A 20,199-nucleotide genomic window follows, 5' to 3' on the forward strand; every position below is an offset into this window, starting at 1 on the left:
TCTGGGGACAGGCCGACTGGAAGGCTCAGGCGCGCGGGTTGACGAGGGCGCTGGCGAGGGCGTCGCCGAGGCTGTCGATGTGCTCGCCGGCGAGCGCGTGGACCAGGGTCGCCGGGGCGGCGGAGAAGATGACGCTGGCGCCGCGGGCGACCAGGCCGCGGGCGGCCTCGTGGACGACCGTGGCGGTGCCGGGGTCGACGCCGGTGACGCCGGTGAAGTCGAGGATCAGCGTCCGCGGGCCGCGGGGGACCTCGGCGGCGACCTCGGCCAGCTGCTGGGCGCGCGCGTCGTCGAGGGCGCCGGTGACCGGGATGACGGCGAGCTCGTCGACGATCGCCAGCACGGGCACGGCGCGGCGGGCGAGCAGGGCGCCCTGGCGCTCGAGCAGGACGTCGCGGCTCTCGAGCCGCTGGCGCTCGGCGCGAGCGTCCTCGGAGGTGTCGAGGAGGACGGCGACGGCCTTGCCGGTGACGCCGACGAGCGGGGCGGCGAACACGGCGAGGGCCGGCTCGCCGACGAGGTCGCGGCGCAGCTCGGCGCTGGCGCCGACGGCGTCGGCGAGGGCGCTGGCGACGGGGACGTGAGCGCCGCCGGTCAGGCCGAGCGCCGACCAGCGCGAGTTGCCCTGCAGCGCCTCGCCGGTGCCGACCACGGCGGCGACGGGGAGCGCCTCCAGGCCGGCCAAGTCGCCGGTGGGGGCGGCGGCGGCGGCCTCGGCGAGCAGCGCCCGACCGGCCAGGCTGACCGCGGCGGGGCCCGCCAGGGCGGCGTAGAGGCGGCGCAGCGCGGTCGGCAGCGGGCGCGGCGACGACCAGCCCAGCTCGAGCAGGGCGACCTCGCGGCCGCCCCAGGCCAGCGGCAGCAGCAGCGTGGCCCCGAGCGCGGCCCCGTCGGGGCCGGTCGGCTCGGACACCCGGGGGGTCGGCGCGCCGGGCTCGATCTCCGTCGGGGTGTCCGAACGGACCTGTTCGAACAGCCATGGCTCATTGGCCCTGGTGAAAAGACCAGCCAGGTCGGCGAGCGGGCGGGTGGCCCGCTCGCCGCCGGCGCGCAGGACCAGCCGCGTCGGGTCGGCCGGGTCGCGCAGCCACAGCGCGGCGCTCGAGGCGTCGATCGCCTGGGCCGGCTCGGCCAGGGCCGCCAGCGTCTCGTCGAGGGTCGCGGCCTCGGCGAGCGCGAGCGCGGCGACGTACATGGTGTTGGCCTCGTCGATGGCGCGCTGGTGGTCGCGCAGGGCGTCGCGGGCGACCAGCAGCGAGGCGACGGCGGCGCCGAGCATGTCGTAGACGAGCCGCTCGCGCGGGCTCGGGATGTGGACGATCTTCCACGACAGCACCAGCACGCCGGGCCAGCGGGGGTCGGGTCCGCCGGTGGTGAGCGGCAGGACGACCAGGGCCTGGGCGCTGCGCTCGCCCGGATGGGCGCCGGGGCGCGGGTCGGCCGACAGGTCGTGCAGCACCAGCGCCTGCCGCGGCGCCGCCAGCCAGCGGGCCAGCACCGGGTGGTCGGCGAGCGCGAACGGCCGGCCGAGCAGCGGATCGGTGGCGGGGCAGATGCCGGCCTGCCACACGCTCGACAGCTCGGCGTGGGTGGGCACGCCGGCGTCGGTCTGCGCCGGGCGCGGGCCGCTGCGGTCGATGAAGCGCGGGTCGTGCGGGCCGAGGTCGCCGGGGTCGTCGCGCAGGGTGTAGAAGCGGATCAGCGACGGGCCGTAGCTGCTCACCGCGGAGGCGACCGCGCGCAGGACGGCGTCGTCGGTGTCGGCCTCGACGAGGGCGAGGAGGGCCCGGGCGAAGGTCGTGGCCAGTTCCACGCCCTGGGGGCCGTGGAAACCTGCTTCGGCGCGCGGGTCTGGGATCATGAGCCGCTAGAGACGATGAGCCGAGCGGCCGCCGAGTACAAGCGCTTTCTGTGGCGGGGACGCCCGCACCCGCGCTATAGCGGGTGGTATGCGCGAATGGGTGCTGTACGGCGCGAACGGCTACACCGGCGATCTCATCGCCCGTCAGGCGGTCTCCGAGGGTTTACGCCCGATTTTGGCGGGCCGCGACGCGACCGCGATCCGGCGCCTCGCCGGTGAACTCGGGCTCGAAGCGCGGGTGTTCGCGCTCGACGATCCGGCGGCGCTGACCCGCGGGATCGCGGGCGCCGCCCTGGTGCTCCACGCCGCCGGCCCGTTCTCGCGGACCAGCGCGCCGATGGTCGCGGCCTGTCTCGAAAGCAAAATTCATTATCTCGACATCACCGGCGAGATCCCCGTGTTCGAGGCCTGTCGGGCCCTCGACGCCAGCGCGCGCGAGCGGGGCGTGGTCCTGATGCCCGGCGTCGGCTTCGACGTGGTGCCGTCCGACTGCCTGGCCAAATCCCTGGCCGAGGCGCTGCCGGAGGCGACGCGGCTCGAGCTGGCGATCCTGGCGCTCGGCGAGCTCAGCCGTGGCACGACCAAGACGATGATCGAGCACCTCGGCGAGGGCGGCGCGGTGCGCGAGGGCGGGCGCCTGGTGCCGATCGCGGCCGGCTCCCGCACCCGCACCGTCCGCCTCGGCGGGCGCGAGCGTTTGGTGGTGGCGATCCCGTGGGGCGATCTGTCGACCGCGTACACGTCGACCGGGATCGAGAACATCACCACCTGGATGAGCTTCCCGAGGGCGCAGATCCGGGTCATGCGGCTGCTCGGGCTGCTCGGGCCGCTGCTGCGCAGAAAGCCGGTCATCCGCGCGCTGCAGGCGATCGTCGACCGCCGCGTCACCGGGCCGAACGAGCAGGTCCGCGAGTCGGGATCGAGCGAGATCTGGGGCCGCGTCGAGGCGCCCGACGGCCGCGCGGTCGAGGGCCGCGTGCGCGCGCCCGAGGGCTACAAGTTCACGGTGATCGCGTCGCTGGCGATCGTCCGCCGCATGCTCGAGGCGCCGCCGTCGCCGGGCTACCACACGCCGGCGACCGCGTTCGGCGGCGGCTTCGTCGCCACGCTGCCCGGCTGCTCGCTGGTGGTGCCCGACACGACCGGCGCTTGAGGGCATGTCGGAAGAAGCATGTCCGCGTGGACATGCTCGCGAGGACCTGCCCGGGCGGGCAGGTCCCGCGCGCCCACCGGGACGCGACGCTGCGCGGGAGAGACCGGCGACGCGTCGGGCTCCGGCCGCCTCACTCGTCGAGGTGCAGCGGAAACTCGCAGTCGTCGCACGGCTCGACGAGCTCGTAGGTGTACTCGCGGACCACGGTGCAGCCCTCGCCGGCCCAGGCGCAGCTGCCGTCGTCGCGCCAGTCGTTGGTGATCCGGCTGCGCACCGTCTCGCCGTCCACGGGCTCGACCTCGATCCGCTGGCGCTGTATGCAACCACTTCCTCGCCACTCGAGGGCGTACTCGTCAGCCTCCGGGTCGAAGCGCACCTGGGTGAACATGTAGCCGGTGAGGGCCACGCACGCCTCGCAGGCATCGGAGATGCCGAAATAGACGACGTGGGGCACCTTGATCCAGTCGGGCGTGACGTGGACGACCTCTTCGCCGGTGTGGTCGTCGTCGAGCTTCGGGTGGCAGTCGTTCTCGAGGGTGACGGCCGTCATGCGGTAGATGCCGGACGGCGGGAGCGGCTCGCTCTCGGGGCCGCAGCCGGGTGACACGAGCAGGAGCGTGGCGCACGCGAGGGCGGAGCGGGCGAACATTTGCGGCGAGCCTAGCGCGGCGACGCCGGTCGTGCACGTCCGGCCGTCGACGGGCCGCCTGCCGGCTCCGGGCGCTCGCAGGCGCGCGAAGACCGGGGTGTTCGGGAGTCCGTACGGACATGTCTGAGGAAACATGTCCTCGAGGACTGGCGAGCACGCGGCGTCGTCGCGTGCGACGGCCGCGCGCCTCAGTCGGTGCGGACGGCGGAACAGTGGCCCTCGCCGTTGATGTGGCCGAGGGTGGCGGTGAGCTGCTCGACGAACGACCACAGGTCGGTGATGTTCGTCAGGTGGCCGACCTGGTAGCGCTCCTCGGTGGTGATGTCGACCGCGCGCAGGTCGTCGGCGGTGAGCTCGCCGTCGCCGTCGTCGCTGGCGGCGATCAGGTCGAACGAGACCCTGGGGTTCTCGGCGAACAGGTCGTCGTAGAACAGGTGGTCGGCGTGGATCGTGAGCTGGACGTCGGTCGCGCCGGCCAGAGCGCAGTAGGTGTAGAGCGTGCGGGTCGAGAAGCCCCAGATGAAGGTCAGCGTCTCGCCGCCGCGGGTGGCGGCGCCCTGGACGTAGATCGAGTAACCGCCGTCCTTCATCAGCGCGACGTCCTCCTCGCTGGCGTTGCCGGCGACGGCGCCGCTGCTCGGGCCGATCACGTAGGCGGCCCCCGGATCCTCGGCGGCGATCGTGCCCTCCAGGATCGGGAAGCCGGCGCCGTCGCTCGCCTGGGCGAGGTCGAAGATCCGGTACGGCTCGTCCTCCTCGCCGAGCGGCTGGTCGGCGACGGTGATGTCGCCGACGCTGACGAGGAACTTGTCGAAGGTGACGGACCAGTCGTCGGAGAAGATCGCGGCGGGGATGCCCTCCTCGATGAACTCTTCGCCGTAGATCGAGGCCTCGTAGGTGCGCTCGGTGACGGCCGTGCAGGCGCAGACGAGCAGGAGCGGGAACAGGACGGTGCGCATGGCGGTTCTCGGGGTCAGAGAGGAGCGACAGTGTAGAACACGTGAGACTGCAAAGCGCGCCGCACGAGGTTGTGCGCGGGGTCGCCGGGGCCGATGGTCACCGCGGTGCCGTCGCCCGGGTCGAGGGCGGCGAAGTCGACCCCGTCGAACAGCGCGGCCCCGCTGGTGTCGTCGCGCAGCCGCAGCTGCACGCCGAGCGGTTCGTTGCTGCCCTCGTCGATCGCAAGGTCGAACGGGGCGCCGATGACGGCCGCGCCGACGTCGAGGTCGAGGACCGCCGTGAAGGCGACGTTGAGGCCGCCCTTGCTGGCGGTGCCGGCGAAGTGGGCGGTGTGACCGGCGAGCGGGTCCTCGGCCTGCAGCTCGTCGGCCCGCCGCAAGGCGATGTTGCAGCCGTGGTAGTCGCCGACGAGCAGCTCGGCCCGCCCGAGCTCGACGCCGTCGCCGGCGATCCAGTCGAGCACGAAGCTGCCGGGCAAGGCGCCGGTGACGTCGCCGCCGGCGTAGTGACCCGGGTGAGCGACGGCGGAGGGGACGAGCAGATCCCACAGCCGCGCGAGGGCGTGCATCTCGCCCTGGATCGTGAATTCGAGGTCGCCGGCGGCGATCCGCGCGCTGTCGAGGTGGATCGTCCAGCCGAGGTCGGTGGGCGCGTCGACGAGCCGGCTGCCGTCGACGACCACCGGCAGCTCGACCCGCGCGGCCTCCTGGCTCGGGGCGCAGGCGGCCGAGAGACAGGTGGCGATGAACATGGCGGAAAGGACATGCAGTTTCATGAGGCCGATCGGACAGGTTGGAATGGACGGGTCTCGAGGGACCTGTCTGGAAGGATGAGTCGTTCCCTGATGCCTACGGGACGGGTCAAACGGGGCACCTGGTGTCGCGCGGCTCGGCGCGGGCGGGCCCATGGGAGCTGACGCCGAGGCGCCGGACGCGTCGAGCCGGGCTGGCTCGACCCCGTCCGGGCGAATGGAGGCGGACATGGCCGAAGAGACATGTCGCTTCATGAGGTCACAACCACAGGGTGGCGCCGATCCGGGCGGTCAGCGGCGGGCCGGCGAGGAGGTGCAGGGCGGGGATCGTGCTGCGCGGCTCGCTGCGATCCCACCACGAGGCGAAGTGGTACTCGCCCTCCTTCCACTGGGCGTTGGTGACGTTGTCGATCTGCAGGTCGAGCTGCAGCGGGCCGACGCGGTAGCCGAGGCTGAGGTCGAGGAGGGCGTAGGCCGAGGTGCGGGCGCCGTGCGGGAGGGCCCGGCTGCCGACGACGAGGAAGCGGGCGCCGGCGCGAAAGCCCGAGGGGTGCACGACGGTGAGGCCGGTCGCCGACATGAACGGCGGCGCGAGCGGGACGGGGGCGCCGGAGTCGACGAAGCGCGCCTGCACGAGGCTGAGGTCCTGCCGCAGCTGAAGCCACCGCCGCGGCCACACGACGAGGTCGACGTCGACGCCGAGCCGGCGCGTGCGGTTGAGCTCGATGTTGACGGCGGACACGTGATCGAAGACGAGCTCGCGGTCGATCCAGGTGCCGAACAGGGCCAGGCCGGCGCTGACCAGCTCGCGGTGCTGAAACCGCGTGCCGACCTCGACGCTGTCGGAGGCGACGATCCGCGCCGGACCGCCGCGGTAGCGGTCGAGGGACGTGTCCTCGGGGACAGCCGTGCCGCCGAGCACGGCGCGGGCCTCGGGCGCCCGGAGGCCGCGGCCGTAGGCGAAAAAGAGGGTGGCGAAGGGAGCCAGGCGTACGCTGGCGTTGATCCGCGGCGAGGGCAGGGCGAGGAGCTTGCGCGCGCGCCGGCCGGGATCGATGCGGTCGCGGACGGCGTAAGCCACGAGGTCGAGGCGCGCGCCGGCCTCGAGGACGAAGCGATCGACGGGCCGCCAGCGCACGCCGGCGCGCGCGTGGGCCTGGTGCTGGCCGGCGCCGAGGTCCCAGCTGCGGCGGACGACGTGGTGGCGGACATCGACGCGGACGTCGTGCTGGCGCACGAGGTCGCCCTGCCAGGCGCCGCCGGCCAGCAGCTCGACGGTGCGATGGAGCGGGCGCCGGTAGTCGAGCTGGTAGCCGAGGCTGGCGAAGCGGTGCCGCTGGTTGCGGCGATCGCCGGCGACGGGATCGAGGAGGTAGCCGGTGAAGTCCTCGACGAGGTCGAGGGCGCGCAGCTGGCCGTGCAGCCGCTGCTCGAGCTTGCCGACGCCGAGATCGAGCTGGTGGCGCAAAGCGGTGAAGAGGCGGTGCGAGCGGCCGCCGCCGTCGTCGCGGTAGACGCCGGCGAAGTCGACGCGGCCGGCGGCGACGTCGTCGGCCCGCACGGCCCCGGGGGCGTCGAACTTGGCCGCGTAGACGCCGGCGGTCAGGTCGAGGGCGCCGGCGGTCTTGCTGTCGAGCAGGCGGATCTGGCCGAGGAAGGTGGCCCGCTGGGCCGCCCGCGCGGCGGCGAAGCCCCTGTCGGTCATGGCCTCGACGGCGAAGAATGTCTCTTTGGCCATGTTCTTCGGGGCATGCACGAAGACGCCGCGGTGGCGCAGGGTGCTGCCGAACTCGTAGCCGACCCGGCTGCCGCGGGCGTCGGGCTCGACGCCGAGGTCGAAGCGGATCGTGCCGGCGTTGGCGAAGTTGCCCTGATCGAGCAGGAAGGGGCCCTTGTTGGCGGTGACGCGGCGGACGACCTCGGGGATGACGAAGCCGAGGTCGACGTAGCCCTGGCCGTGGATGTTGGACAGCTCGTTGACGGCGACGCCGGCGACCTTGACCTCGATGTCGGCGCCGTGGGCCGCGTCGAAGCCGCGCATGAACATCTGCTGGCCCTTGCCCTCGGCGCCGTGCTGGATCAGGAGCACGCCGGGGACGAGCCGCAAGAGGTCGTCGGCGCTGCGCCGGCGCGGGCTGGTGGCGAGCTCGGCCGGTCCGATGGTCCGCCGCGAGGCCGTCCGCGGGCTGCGATCGCTGACGACGACGGTGGCGTACCGCCTGTCCTTGGGGACATCATGCGCCGCCGCGCCCGCAGGAGCCGCCAGCACGGCGAGGAGCGCAAAGGCGCGCAGCAGGGGCTCGCTCGGTCGGCGCACGCGTCGGGCCAGGATACGCGAGGCGCCCGGCGGCGGATCGAGGCGAAGGCGAGGGCGAGGCCGTGTCAGGAGCGTGGGGGGCCTGGAGCGCTCGCCGGCGCGCAGGCCCCTGGCGCGCGTCACGGCGAACCGGCGATGGTCGAGGTGCACGTGTGGACGCGGGAGGTGCTGCAGGGTCCGACGTGCAGGTGCACGAGCGGACAGAGCAGATGACAGGTGGACGCGCCGCGCGAGCTGCAGGTCGTCGCCGCGAGCGCCGGGGCTCGCGGCGGGTGCATGTGCATGCCGGGAGGCGCGGCGCGAGGTGTCGCGCCGCGCGAGGGCTCAGGCGAGCGGGTGCTCGAACACCGGCGGCTTGCCGCGGCTCATGGCGGTGACGCCGACCCGGGCGGCCGACTGGCACAGGCTGTCGGCCGCGCGCTGCTCCTCGAGGGCGGAGGCGGCGTCGACGTCGAGGGCGTTGGCGTCCTGGATGGTGCGGGCGAGGAGGTCGCGCAGCTCGGCGTCGAGGACGACGCCCTGCTCGTTGCGCGGATCGACGTCGCGGTCGACCGCGACCTCGGCGGGGCCGGTGCGGAAGGGCGGGAGCGGGGCTGTCCCTCGGGCCAGGGCGAGGGCGTACTCGCCGCTGGCGCGCGGGAGGTCGCGCACGGGGACGACCGCGCTGACGAGGCCGAGCTCGCGCGCGCGGGCGGCGTTGATGCTCTTGCCGGTCAGCAGCAGCTCGTTGAGGGCGGCGTAGTGCTCGGGGGCGCTGCTGCGGTGGAGCAGGTGGCAGCCGCCGAGGCCGGGGATGACGCCGACGGTCGGCTCGGGCTGGGCGATGACGGCCCCGTCGCCGGCGATCCGCGCGTGGCACGAGCTGGCCAGCTCCATGCCGCCGCCGAGGGCGCGACCGACGATCGCGGCGACGGTCGGTTTGCCGGCCCGCAGCTTGGCCAGGGCGGCCTTCCAGCCCTGGATCAGGGCGAGCGCGGCGTCCCGCTTGCCGAGCACCGGGACGAACGCGCCGATGTCGGCGCCGTGGCCGAAGTCCCGGTTGTAGTGGCCGTCCGGGGCGACGACGATCGCCTCGACCGCAGGGTCGGCCTGGAGGGCGTCGACGGCCCGCCCGAACTCGGCCAGCAAGGTGTGGCCGAGGGTCGAGCGCTTGAGCGAGAGCAGGCCGACGCCGCCGCTGACGCTGCGGCCGACGTAGATGCTGTCCCATCCGACATGTTCGCCGAGACCTGTCCGCGAGAACACGTCCAGCGGGGCGACCTCGTCGGCGCGGGTGATCCGCTGCTCGACGAGGAAGGCGCGGGTCAGGGCGGCGGCCTGCTCGAGGCCCAGGGCGGCGATCAGCGCCGGCGGGCCGTCGCGGAAGGCGAGCGCCTTCTCGGCGAGGTAGTTGAGGGCGTCGGCGGCGACGATCTTGTGGGCCAGCATGCGCGCGGTGAGGGCGAACAGCATGCCGAACATGCGCGCGCGGACGACGGCGAGGCCCTCGGGCGGGCACTTCTGGCCGCGCTCGTAGGGCCACTGCTTGCCGGGGTCGGCGATGTAGGGCTTCCACGCGTCGGGGATGGCGTAGAGGGTGCTGTCGACCTCCTCGCGCATGAGCTCCATGCAGTGGGCCGACAGGCCGTTTGCGCCGCGGATCAGGTTGTGGACGAAGAACGGCGAGGTGCCGAGCAGCTGCTTGCAGGCGTCGTCGATCTGCGCCGGGGTGAGGCCGGTGCTCTCGTGGATCCGCACGGCCTCGAGCATCATCCCGCAGAACAGGCGATCGGCGGCGAAGCTCGGCACGTCGCCGACCGAGATCAGGGTCATGCCGGCGCGGCCGAGGAACGCCTTGATCTGCTTGAGCGTGGCGGCGCCGGTGACGGCGCCCTGCTCGGGCAGCTCCCACAGCTTGTTGGTGAGGTGGGGGAAGAAGGGGTGCAGGACGCCGCAGCGATCGGCGCCCTCGAGGCCGTCGAACAGGTGCCGGGTGGTGAAACCACTGGTGGCCGAGAAGATCAGCGCCTCGGGGTCGCGGGCCCGGATCGCGGCGTACAGCGGCTTCTTGACGGCGAGGCTCTCCGGCACGGCCTCGAACACGAGGCCGATCTTGAGCTCGGCCGGGATGTCGGCGATGCCGCCCCGGATCGGGATGATGGCCCGGGTGATGGCCTCGATCTCGGCCGGCGAGACCCGCGGGGCGAACTGCTCGGCGAGCCTGGCCGCGACCTGGTCGACGGCGGGCGACAGGTCGAGCGCGATCACGGGGACGCCGTGGCGGGCGAGGATGCGCGCGAGCTGCCCGAGCTTGCCGAAACCGACGTTGCCGCAGCACCCGGCGACGAGCAGGGCCCGCGGCGGACCGCCGTCCGGCTGAAAGATGGCTGCTACCGAGGGATCGCGCGCGTTTTCCATGGGCCGGGAGCATAAAAGGCGTCGGCGACCGCCCGATCGCGGGCTCGATTGAGCTTCCCCACGCCCCGGACAAATTGTGTATTCGCCGTCATCCGCCATCTGCCGGCCGCTTCGTGGCGATCCACGGCAATGGCCATGATCCTTCTATATAGCGGGTGTTCGCTCGCTTGCGCGGCAGGCGCCGAGGTTTTCTCTCGATCGTTGCCGAATTGGCGGCGTTCGGACTACAGTGCCGTTCACGACTCGATCGACCCACGATCAAGGCACGTAGGAGAACCGTCATGAAGCACACCAAGATCGTCCTTGCGGCCCTCGCCGCGATGTCCCTGTCCCTCCCGGCTTGCGGCGGGGACGCGAAGAAGGAAGAGAAGAAGGAAGAGAAGAAGGTCGAGACCAAGGTCGAGACCACGAAGACGGTCGAGACCCCCAAGCCGGTCGAGGCCAAGCCCGAGGCGAAGCCCGAGGACGCCAAGCCGGCCGATCCGGCCGCCCCGGCGCCCGGTGGTGCCGCGGCCCCGCCGCCCGCCCCCGAGGCCGGCAAGTAATCGGTCCTCTTCTCAGCCACCAAGCAAGACACGGCGAGGCGCCACGATGGCACCTCGCCTTGTTTTTTAAGGCCTTGTTTTTCAAGGCCTTGTTTTTCAAGGCCTTGTTTTTCAAGGCCTTGTTTTTTTGCCCTCGGTCGCTGCCACGAGCAGGCACCACGGTCTTGCCCTCGGCCGCTCGTCACGACCGCTGCGCCGCGTCGCCGACTGCACAGCGAAGAGCCGCACGGTTTTGCTAGGGTGAGCCATGCGCCACGACGGCCGCGCCCTCGATCAATTACGACCCTTCTCCCTCGAGCCCGGCTTCATCGGCTCGGCCCTCGGCTCGGTGCTGGTGGCGACCGGCCGGACGCGGGTGATCTGCACCGCGAGCCGCGAGGCCAAGCCGCCCGGCTGGCTGACGCAGGGCGGCTGGGTGACGGCCGAATACGCGATGCTGCCCGGGGCCGTACGCCCTCGCGGACGCCGCGAGCCCGACGGCCGGGCCAAGGAGATCCAGCGGCTCATCGGCCGCTCCCTGCGGGCGGCGATCGATCTCGAGAAGCTGGTCGGGCCGCAAGGGCCGGTGGCGCTGACGGTCGACTGCGACGTGATCGAGGCCGACGGCGGGACGCGCACGGCGGCGATCACCGGCGGGATGGTGGCGCTGGCCCTGGCGGTGCGGGCGCTGCAGCGCGAAGGGGTGCTGACGGCCGACCCGGTGCGCTCGCTGGTGGCGGCGGTCTCGGTCGGGGTGTGCCCGCTGCCGGCCGCCGGCGCCGAGGCGCCGATGCTCGACCTGGCTTACGTGGAGGACAGCCAGGCGGTGGTCGACTGCAACGTGGTGATGCTCGAGCGCGGCGGGCTGGTCGAGATCCAGGGCACCGGCGAGCGCGGCGGCTTTGACAGGCCGACGCTGTCGCGCATGCTCGACCTGGCCGAGTCGGGCATCGCGTCGCTGTTCGCGGGCCAGCGCGCGGCCCTGGCGAAGGTGGCCGAACAGGCAAGATTGTGAGTTCGTAAATGATCGGGCAGGAACAATCGGGCATGTCCCGAAGGCTGGTGCTGGCGACCAGCAACCCGCACAAGGTGACGGAGCTGGCGGTGATCGTGCGGGCGGCCGGGCTGCCGCTGACGGTCTGCTCGGCGCGCTCGCTCGGGCCGGCGCCGGAGGTCGCGGAGGATCAAGGCAGCTTCGAGGCGCACGCGCGGCTCAAGGCGCTGACGATCGCGGAGTGGCTGCGCAGCCGCGGGGAGCCGGGGACGACGCTGGTGCTGGCCGACGACTCGGGGATCTGCGTGGAGGCGCTGGACGGGGCTCCGGGGGTCGATTCGGCGTACTTCGCCGGGCCGCAGGCCGACGACGCGGCCAACAACGCCCGCCTGGTGGCCGAGCTGAACGCCCGCGGGCTCGACCGCTCGCCGGCGTATTACCTGTGCGTGCTGGCGCTGACGCGGGTCGACGGGGCGCCGATCGCCGGCGCGGACGAAGCAGTGCGCCTGTTCACGGGCCGCTGGGACGGGACGGTGCGGACGACGCCGCGCGGCTCGGGCGGGTTCGGCTACGACCCGTACTTCTGGCCGACCGGCAGCGACCGCTCGTCGGCCGAGCTGCCGCCGGCCGAGAAGAACGCGCTGTCCCACCGCGGCCGGGCGACGGCGCAGTTGCTGGCGGCGCTGCCGGCGGTGCTGGCCTGCTGAGCGGGCGACGAGGCGGGCGGATCTTGCGAGGCCGCAAGGTGAGGCCTCGGCGGTGAGGCCGAGGCGTCGCAGGGCGGCGGTGCGGGCCGGCGCGCACGACCAGGACCCAGGCGATCGTGCGGGCCTCCTCACCAGCAGCCCGGTCCGGTTCGCCCTGGCGCTGCACGCCGTCGGCACGGCGGGCCTCGTGATCCGCGGCGGCGAGGGGGCGTGGCGCTCGGTCGCGGGGACCGGAACGAGGCGAGCGTGCGGGCGCCGGGCCTTCGTGGGGCGTCGGCCGGAGGAGGCGCGCCGAGGGCGGCGGGGGTTCGTGGCGCTGGATCGCGGCCCGGGGGTCGTGTATGGTCCGGGACCGCTCGGGGCGTAGCGCAGTCTGGTAGCGCGCCTGCTTTGGGTGCAGGATGCCGGAGGTTCGAATCCTCTCGCCCCGACCAATTTCTCGTTTCACGGCCGTCCGCGGCCTGTTCCACGGCCTCCCCAGGCCCGGCGCCCATAGCTCAGTTGGATAGAGCATCGGCCTTCTAAGCCGAGGGTCCCAGGTTCGAATCCTGGTGGGCGCGTCGCGTTCGCGCCCGGCCGCGGAAAAGGCTTCAGGCGCGGGCGGCCCGCCAGGCGGCGGCGAAGCGACGCGCGCGCTCGGGGTCGACAGGACCGCCGGCGCGGCCGTCGGCTCGCAGGGCGCTGCCGACGATGACGCCGTCGCACAGGCCGGCGAGGACCGGCAGGGCGGCCTCGGTGGCGCCGCTGGCGACGTAGAGCGGGACGCCGCCGGCGGCCGCCCGGACGCGGCGCAGGTGGTCGGGGTCGACGGCCTCGCCGGTGCCGCTGCCGGTGACGAGGACGGCGTCGGCGAGGCCGCGCTGGACGAGGTCGCGGGTCTCGTCGGCGAGGTCGCGGGCGGCGAGCGGGGCGGAGTGCTTGACGGCGACGTCGGCCCAGATCGCGAGGTCGGGCCGCCCGAGCTCGCGCCGCAAGCGGAGGACCTCGGCGGCCTGCCCCTCGACGAGGCCCTGATCGGTGACGCGCGCGCCCGAGAGGACGTTGATCCGCACGCTGGCGGCGCCGACGACGACGGCGATGGCGACGGCGGCGAGGCCGTCGTTGCGCAGGACGTTGATGCCGAGAGCGAGGTCGGGGCAGGCGTCGCGCACGGCGAGGGCGCAGGCGGTGATGCCGGCGATCGTGACCGGAGGGACATGTCCCTTGAAGAAGGGGACGTCGCCGAAGTTCTCGACGACGGCGAGGTCGAAGCCGGCGGCGGCGAGGGCCTGCGCGTCGCGGGCGACGGCGCGGGCGATCGCGGCGACGGGCTCGCTGCTCCGCGGGCTGCCGGGGAGCGGCGGGAGGTGCAAGACGCCGACGAGGCTGCGCATGGCGGCGAAGGTAGCAGCGATGCCGCGCGGGCGCAGCCGGCGAGCGGGAGTGGGTTCGCGGAGACACGCACGACGAGGGTGCGTCGCGCGGATGAAGGCCGAGCACCCGTGCGCGAGGCGGCCACGACGCGTGGCGGTGATCGAGATCGCGGGCGACTTGGGCGGCAGCAGGGCCGCGACGCGACCCGGTGGTCGAGATCGATGGCGAGCCGGTCGGCAGCAGGGCCGCGACGACATGCGGTGGTCGAGATCGATGGCGAGCCGGTCGGCGGTGCGCGAGGCGGAGATCCGACCACGCCGACGCGAGCTCGACTCGCGAGCGCGGGGCCGGCGAGCACGAGGCGTTCGTGCCCGTGCGCAGCGAGCTGCGCTGCGGCGATGGAGACAGATTCGCGTGGACGCGGCCCGGTGGCCGAAGAGGCGGCTGCGCGCTCGGCCGAGCGCATCGACCCGCGAACGCGCGCGCCGGGGATCGCCGGTGATCGCCCGCACACGCGGCGCACACGCGGCGCGGATAGCGTCGGCGCAGGAGGTGTTCGGCATGCGGGGGACGTGGACGATCGCGGCGGCGCTGGTGGTCGGGGGTTGCGGCGACAGCGGGCCGGGGACGAGCACGGGCGGGGCCAGCGAGGCGACGACGACGGGGACGTCGACCGACGCGAGCGCGACGATGACGACGGGACCGACGACGACGGAGCCGGATCCCCCGACGAGCGGGACGACGACGACGACGACGGGACCGACGACGACGTCACCGACGACGGGCGAGCCGGCGGAGTGCCAGACGGCCGCCGATTGCCAGGCGCCGACGTGCCAGGCGCCGACCTGCGAGGCCGGGGTGTGCGGGACGATGAACCTGGCCGAAGGGACACCCGTGGACGATCTGCCGGGCGACTGCCGGGCGACGGTGTGCGACGGCGGCGGCGGGACGAAGGAGATCCCGACCGACGATCCGCCGCCGCAGGCGCCCGGGGACTGCAAGCTGGCTGGCTGTCTTCAGGGGCAGGTCGAGTACACGCCGGCCGACGACGACCTGCCGAACGACGACAACGACTGCACGATCGACACGTGCATGGCCGGTGAGCCGGTGTTCTCGGCCAAGCCGATGCACAGCCCGTGCGGGCCGATGGGGGCGAACTTCTGCCACTCCGACGCGAGCTGCCAGGCGTGCAGGGAGGTCACCGACGCGTGCGAGGACTACGGGGCGGAGCCGCACGAGACGCAGGCGACCGCCCACAGCCTCGGCGAGATCACCGACGCCGACGCCAGTGGGTCGTTCGCCTGCGGGACGATCCAGGGCGCCGGCGACGTCGACTGGTACACGTTCAGCGGGGTCGACGCGTTCCTCAACATGGTCGACCCGTCGCGCACGCTGGTGGCCGAGAACGACGCCGGCCGGCTGTGCGTGTACCTGCAGTGCGACAGCGGCACGACGACGGTGACGTGCGGCGGGAACGACACGCCCGACACCGCGCCGATGGGCCAGAAGGGCTGCTGCGGGCTCGGGACGGTGTCGCCGGCGCTGAACTGCACGGGGCTCGACGACTCGGCGAAGGTGTGGATCAAGGTCGACAACCCGGAGATGCTGGCCTGCGTGCCGTACCGGCTCGACTACCACTTCTAGGCCGACCCCTGCAGCGCGGACGCGCCTCGACGGACCTGTCTGGTCGCGCCGCGCGGTCGGTGGTGACGCTCGCCGGTGCGAATGAGCTGTCCCCAGGGACAGGCGCGAGCCGGGCGGCGGGTCGAGCGTGCGCGGCGGGGCCGCGTGCCATCGCAGCCGTCCGATCCCGACGCGGCCTGGACGGGGCCGTGACGAGCTCGCGGGCGACGGTCTCGCCCCGCGCTGACCCGGGCTCCGCGGGGCGTCGCCAACGCCCCCGGTCGCCGGGGGTCGGCAAGGCCCGGGCCGTGACCGTGAGGACATGCTCGATCGGGCATGCCCTCGCAGACAGAGACGGTCAGGCGGTCGTGATCAGCGACGGGGGCAGGTGGCCGGTGTCGTTGTAGTTGATCAGCGCCTCGAAGTCTTCCTGGTAGATCCGGAGCTCGGTGATCCCGCAGTGCGAGCAGTCGAAGCGGCTCCAGGCCTCGTAGGGCAGGCGCAGGGTGTGGGCGACGAGGTAGCGGATCAGGTTGCCGTGGGTGAAGATGACCGCGAACTGGGTCTGCTTCGGGGCGCGGAAGAAGCGGTCGCGGACCTTCTCGACCTGCTTGACGGTGAGCGCCCGGTCCTCGGGGCTGGTGAACGGCAGGCCGGGGTGGACGCCGAACTCGGCGACGCGGTTGGCGTCGACGATCGGCAGGACCTCGTGGAGGTACGGCTTGACCTTGATCCGGTCGATGTGGAGCTCGTGCGCGGCGATCTCGGCGGTCTGCAGGGCGCGCGGCCAGGGGCTCGAGAACAGGCCCTCGAACCGACCCTGGGCGGCGTCGAGGATCTGGGCCAGGCGCCTTCCGGTGCGCACGGCCTGGCGCCGGCCCAGCGGGGTGAGGCCCCAGACGGTGTCGCCCTCGTCGCCGATCCGCTCGTAGTGGCCGTGCCGGACGAGGATGACCCGGCTGTGGACGACTTCGAGGCTCATAGGGCGCGGCGGCGCTTTGTAACACGGGGCCGGGGGGCTCACAAAGGAGTCACGGCGAGCCGCCGCAGCCGCCGCCACAGCGCGAGGTCCCCCGCCACGAGCCGCTCCTTGTCGGCCCGCCGGAGGGCCTTGAGCGCGTACTCCAACTGCCGGGCGTGCCGCGGCAGCTGCTGCCCGCGCTTCCACGCGACCTCGACCGGCAACCGCGCGCGCGTGTACTTGGCGCCCTTGCCGGCGTTGTGGGTGGCGAGGCGACGCGCGAGGTCGTCGGTGATGCCGGCGTACAGCGAGCCGTCGGCGCAGCGGAGGAGGTAGACGGTGTAGCGCCGCTCGGGCACGGGGGAGCACGATACTCGCGAATCGCCCGGCGCGAGGAGCGAGGCGGCGCCCCCGGGCGTGGGCGCCGCGCTCCGAAGGGCGGGCGAGGGCGCGGACGGAGGGCGAGGCGCGCCGGCGGGCGCAGCGGTGGGCCGTCGAGGGCGGAGCGCGGGGCTCAGCCGGCGGCGGCGATCACCTCGAGCAGGCCGGCGCCGTACTTGTCGGCCTTGGCCGGGCCGATCCCGTGGGCGAGGAGCAGCTGGTCGCGGCTGCGCGGGCGCAGCAGCGCGAGGTCGCGCAGGCTGCGATCGCTGGCGACGACGTAGGGCGGGACGCCCTCGCGGCTGGCGACCTGCATGCGGTGGGCGCGGAGTCGCTCGAACAGGGCCAGGGCGGCGGCGTCGAGCACGGCCTCCGGCTCGCGCGCGCGAGCGCTGGCCTTCGGGGCATGTCCTGCGAAGCCTGTCTCAGGGAGCATGTCCTTTGTGGCAGGCCGGACGCGCGGCGGCAGCAGCAGGCGGGCCGGCAGCTCGCCGCGCATGACGCGGCGGCCGATGTCGGTCAGGACGACGACCGGGCGGTCGTCGCCGGTGAAGTCGACCCAGCCGGCGACGACGCAGCGGCGCAGCAGGCGGAGCAGCCAGGCGCCGTCGTGCTCGCGCAGGGCGCCGAAGGTGGGGGTGTTCACCAGGCCGGTGCGCTCGAGCCGCTCGTCGGCGGCGCCGCGCAGCAGGCTGACCGCCGCCTGCAGGCCGAAGCGGCGGTGGATCCGGGCGACCGCGCTGAGCGCCTTGCGGACGATGAGGGTGGTGGCCTCGGGGTCGTCGTCGGCCTCGGCCGAGAGCTGGCGACACACGTCGCAGCGACCGCAGCCGCCCAGCGCCTCGCCCTCGTCGCCGAAGTAGCGGAGGATCGCGTCGTGCCGGCACGAGCCGCCCTCGGCCCAGCGCATCAGCTCGAGGAAGGTGTTCCACTTGTGCTCGACGACCGCGGGCGCGGGCGAGCTGTCGTCGCCGCCGCCGCGCTCGATCAGCCGCCGCCGCAGCGGCAGGTCGCCGGGGGCGATCAGCAAGAGGCCCAGCGCGTCGCGGCCGTCGCGGCCGGCCCGGCCGACCTCCTGGTAGTAGGCCTCGATCGAGCCCGGCGGGGCGAGGTGGATCACCGCCCGCACGTCGCCGCGGTCGATGCCCATGCCGAAGGCGTTGGTGGCGACGACGACGTCGAGCTCGCCGCGCGAGAACCGGGCCTGGACCTTCTCGCGCTGCGGGCCCTCCAGGCCGGCGTGGTAGGCCTCGGCCCGCCAGCCGCGGGCGACCAGCCGGACCGTCTCCTGCTCGGTGACCTTGCGGGTGGGGGCGTAGATGATGGCTGTCCCGGAGGACATGTCCTCCGCGGCATGTCCCGCAGGACGGGCGCCCGGGCCGCGGCCGAGCGCCTGCTCGAGGGTGCGATCGACCAGCCGCTCGCGCGCGCGGCGGTCCTCCTCCTCGGCGACGTGCAGGGCGAGGTTGGGGCGGGCGAAGCCGCGGACGATCTGCGGGGTGTCGGCCGGCAAGCCGAGGCGCGAGAGGATCTCGTCGCGCACGACGGGGGTGGCGGTGGCGGTGCAGGCGAGGACGCGCGCGCGCGGGAGATCGGCCAGGAGCTCGCCGATCTGCAGGTACTCCGGGCGGAAGTCGTGGCCCCACTCGCTGATGCAGTGGGCCTCGTCGACGGCGACCAGGGGGACGGCGATCCGGCGGCAGATCTCGCGGAAGGCGGGCGCGCCGAGCCGCTCGGGGGCGACGTAGACGAGCTTGTAGTGGCCGCGCGCCATGTTGCCGAGGCGGGCGCTGATCTCGGGCCCGGGCAAGGTGCTGGCGAGGAAGGTGGCGGTGACGCCCCGCGCCTCGAGGGCGCGCACCTGGTCGGCCATGAGGGCGATCAGCGGCGAGAGGACGATGGTGGTGCCCGGCAAGGCGCTGGCCGGGAGCTGAAAGGTGAGGCTCTTGCCGCCGCCGGTGGGCGCGACCAGCAGCAGCCGCCGCCGCTGCATGAGGACCTCGATCGCCTCGGCCTGACCTGGCCGAAAGGACTGGTAGCCGAGCCGCCGCAGGGCGCCGAGGAAGTCGGGCGCGTCCTCAGAGCCGAGCTCCGCCCGCGCTGCCCCGGGGCCGGCAGGCCGAACCGTCGCGTCGTGCTCGTGGGCGCCGGGAGAGGTCACGGGCGGACAGGGTGGGCGTTCGCGCGCGCACGCGCAAGCACGATCGCGCGGGCGTCGGCGCGGGAGGCTTTCGCGCCAGGGCGTGCAGGCGCGGAGGTCGGGCCTGGCCGCGGCGTGGTGGACTCGGAAAGTCGCGGCGCGAGCGAGGGCGCGGGGGGCCAGAGCGGGGACGCGGGCGGGCCTTGCGAGCGCAGGTCGGCGTGGTGCAGGGAGGCTCGGGGGGGGACGGCCGGCTCGCGGCGGGCGGCGTGAGCGGAGGCGCAGGTCGGCGCGGCGGGAGTGCCGGCGCGGGTCGGCGTGGCGCGGAGAAGGCTGCTGGGGAAGCCGAGTCGGGCCGGGCGGTCGCAGGGTGAGCGGAGCGCAGGCCGGCGGAGCGGGGAAGGCTGGTGTGGGAGGGTCGAGTCGAGCGGTCGCGGCGTGAGCGGAGGCGCAGGTCGGCGTGGTGCGAGGCTCGTGGGGAAGGCCGAGTCGAGGGGTGCGGGGGGAGCGGTGGCGAAGGTCGGCGTGGTGCGGGAAGGCTCGTGAAAATGGCCGACTCGAGGGGGGCGCGGCGTGGAGCGCGGAGGTTCGCGCGGCTCAGGGCGCTGGCTCGGCGGAGGCTTCGGGGGGCGGTTCGGCGGGGGTGCCTCGGCGGGCTCGGCCGGCCCGCCGGCGAGGCGGAAGATCCGGGCCAAGAGCCCGTTGGGCACGACGAACGGGGCGATCCGCTGGCGATCGAGGGTGAGCTGCGGGCACTCGGGGGTGCGGCGATCCGGCCAGATGTCGAGGCCGGAGGCGAACACGCTGAAGCCGGGCTCGCCGGCGGCGCACTGTCCCGAGAGCCAGGCGTCGCGGGCGTCGTGGCCGTCGAGGGCGGCCATGACGACGAGGCGCGGACTGACGGCAGGCAGCAGGACGTCGGCCCAGGTCAGCGCGACGACGTGGGCGCCGTCGACGGCGAAGGTGCGCGCGACGAGCTCCGGCGCGGCAGCCTGAGGGTCGACGGCCTTGGGGTCGACGGTGGCGTCGATGCGCTCGCACACGAGGCTGACGACCTGGGTGGTGGCCAGCGGCGTGACGCAGGTGACCTCGACGGTGCCGACCTTGCCCTCGAGCCGCTCGTCGGTCCACGCGTCGAGCATGGCGGCCTCGCGGATCAGCGCGGCCAGCTCGCGCTCGCGGTCGTCGTCGGGGAGGTCGATCTCGGGGTAGCTGATGGCGACGGCGACCTGGCCCGGCCGGCGCGCGATCGACTTCTCGGCCACCGGGACGTAGGCGAGGCCGTCGGTCAGCGGGGCGGTCGTGTACAGGCGATCGGGGGTGGCGACGAACAGCGGCGGCGGGCTGCGCGGCTCGCTCGAATCGGCGGGCTGCGGCCGGCAAGCGAGCACGGCGGCGAGGAGCGCGAGGCCTGCGAGGGGCCGCGGC

16 protein-coding genes and 2 tRNA genes are annotated in these 20,199 nt (G+C 73.9%); 7 read left to right on the plus strand and 11 right to left on the minus strand.

The window, feature by feature from the left end; genetic code table 11:
- Positions 1-25 precede the first annotated feature (25 nt).
- Entirely contained in the window at positions 26-1,861 is a 1,836-nt protein-coding gene (locus NAEX_RS40770; RefSeq protein ID WP_143140627.1) for an STAS domain-containing protein, read from the minus strand.
- Positions 1,862-1,949: 88 nt separating this feature from the next.
- On the opposite strand from NAEX_RS40770, the gene NAEX_RS40775 reads away from it, so the two are divergent.
- Positions 1,950-3,014 (plus strand): saccharopine dehydrogenase family protein, encoded by a 1,065-nt coding sequence (locus NAEX_RS40775; protein WP_096332860.1) that lies wholly within the window; start codon positions 1,950-1,952, stop codon positions 3,012-3,014.
- A 130-nt stretch (positions 3,015-3,144) separates the two neighbouring features.
- Here NAEX_RS40775 and NAEX_RS40780 read toward each other — a convergent pair whose 3' ends face one another.
- The 5 genes from NAEX_RS40780 to NAEX_RS40800 all read right to left on the minus strand — a co-directional run bounded on the left by NAEX_RS40780 (position 3,145) and on the right by NAEX_RS40800 (position 10,088).
- Positions 3,145-3,663, minus strand: coding sequence for a hypothetical protein (locus NAEX_RS40780; protein ID WP_096332861.1), 519 nt, complete (start codon positions 3,661-3,663; stop codon positions 3,145-3,147).
- A 188-nt stretch (positions 3,664-3,851) separates the two neighbouring features.
- Positions 3,852-4,622 (minus strand): hypothetical protein, encoded by a 771-nt coding sequence (locus tag NAEX_RS40785; RefSeq protein WP_096332862.1) that lies wholly within the window; start codon positions 4,620-4,622, stop codon positions 3,852-3,854.
- 14 nt (positions 4,623-4,636) lie between these two features.
- Positions 4,637-5,374, minus strand: coding sequence for a hypothetical protein (locus NAEX_RS40790; protein ID WP_096332863.1), 738 nt, complete (start codon positions 5,372-5,374; stop codon positions 4,637-4,639).
- Positions 5,375-5,633: 259 nt separating this feature from the next.
- On the minus strand, positions 5,634-7,691 hold the full coding sequence (locus NAEX_RS40795; RefSeq protein WP_143140626.1) for a TonB-dependent receptor: 2,058 nt from the start codon (positions 7,689-7,691) through the stop codon (positions 5,634-5,636).
- A 324-nt stretch (positions 7,692-8,015) separates the two neighbouring features.
- Positions 8,016-10,088 (minus strand): enoyl-CoA hydratase-related protein, encoded by a 2,073-nt coding sequence (locus NAEX_RS40800; protein WP_170136431.1) that lies wholly within the window; start codon positions 10,086-10,088, stop codon positions 8,016-8,018.
- Positions 10,089-10,369: 281 nt separating this feature from the next.
- On the opposite strand from NAEX_RS40800, the gene NAEX_RS48985 reads away from it, so the two are divergent.
- The 5 genes from NAEX_RS48985 (at position 10,370) to NAEX_RS40830 (ending at position 12,873) form a co-directional block, all read left to right on the plus strand.
- Positions 10,370-10,633 carry a hypothetical protein gene (locus tag NAEX_RS48985; protein ID WP_143140625.1) on the plus strand — a complete coding sequence of 88 codons (264 nt, stop codon included), beginning with the start codon at positions 10,370-10,372 and terminating at the stop codon, positions 10,631-10,633.
- A gap of 247 nt (positions 10,634-10,880) precedes the next feature.
- The gene (rph, locus tag NAEX_RS40810) at positions 10,881-11,627 is read left to right on the plus strand and encodes a ribonuclease PH (protein WP_096332867.1); all 747 of its coding nucleotides are present in this window, start codon (positions 10,881-10,883) and stop codon (positions 11,625-11,627) included.
- Between the two features lie 32 nt (positions 11,628-11,659).
- Complete coding sequence (locus NAEX_RS40815; RefSeq protein WP_096333894.1) at positions 11,660-12,313, plus strand: non-canonical purine NTP pyrophosphatase; 654 nt, start codon at positions 11,660-11,662, stop codon at positions 12,311-12,313.
- Positions 12,314-12,670: 357 nt separating this feature from the next.
- Positions 12,671-12,747, plus strand: a tRNA-Pro gene (locus tag NAEX_RS40825).
- Between the two features lie 52 nt (positions 12,748-12,799).
- Positions 12,800-12,873 (plus strand) — tRNA-Arg (locus NAEX_RS40830).
- Positions 12,874-12,903: 30 nt separating this feature from the next.
- Here the strand turns inward: NAEX_RS40830 and NAEX_RS40835 are convergent.
- Positions 12,904-13,686: a BtpA/SgcQ family protein gene (locus NAEX_RS40835; protein WP_096332869.1), complete on the minus strand. Its 783-nt coding sequence runs from the start codon at positions 13,684-13,686 to the stop codon at positions 12,904-12,906.
- A 541-nt stretch (positions 13,687-14,227) separates the two neighbouring features.
- Between NAEX_RS40835 and NAEX_RS40840 the strand changes: the two genes are divergently transcribed.
- Entirely contained in the window at positions 14,228-15,310 is a 1,083-nt protein-coding gene (locus NAEX_RS40840; RefSeq protein WP_143140624.1) for a hypothetical protein, read from the plus strand.
- Positions 15,311-15,647: 337 nt separating this feature from the next.
- Here the strand turns inward: NAEX_RS40840 and NAEX_RS40845 are convergent, their stop codons facing one another.
- From NAEX_RS40845 to NAEX_RS40860, 4 genes are all read right to left on the minus strand, one after another.
- The gene (locus NAEX_RS40845) at positions 15,648-16,271 is read right to left on the minus strand and encodes a histidine phosphatase family protein (RefSeq protein ID WP_096332871.1); all 624 of its coding nucleotides are present in this window, start codon (positions 16,269-16,271) and stop codon (positions 15,648-15,650) included.
- Between the two features lie 38 nt (positions 16,272-16,309).
- Complete coding sequence (locus NAEX_RS40850) at positions 16,310-16,609, minus strand: GIY-YIG nuclease family protein (protein WP_096332872.1); 300 nt, start codon at positions 16,607-16,609, stop codon at positions 16,310-16,312.
- Positions 16,610-16,764: 155 nt separating this feature from the next.
- Positions 16,765-18,792, minus strand: coding sequence for a RecQ family ATP-dependent DNA helicase (locus tag NAEX_RS40855; protein ID WP_245913910.1), 2,028 nt, complete (start codon positions 18,790-18,792; stop codon positions 16,765-16,767).
- A complete protein-coding gene (locus tag NAEX_RS40860) occupies positions 18,789-20,162 on the minus strand; it encodes a hypothetical protein (protein WP_143825726.1) in 1,374 nt (457 codons plus the stop codon). Before NAEX_RS40860 ends, NAEX_RS40855 begins: the two co-directional genes overlap by 4 nt.
- Positions 20,163-20,199: the final 37 nt, after the last annotated feature.

It is taken from the genome of Nannocystis exedens, from assembly GCF_002343915.1.
GTDB lineage: Bacteria > Myxococcota_A > Polyangia > Nannocystales > Nannocystaceae > Nannocystis > Nannocystis exedens.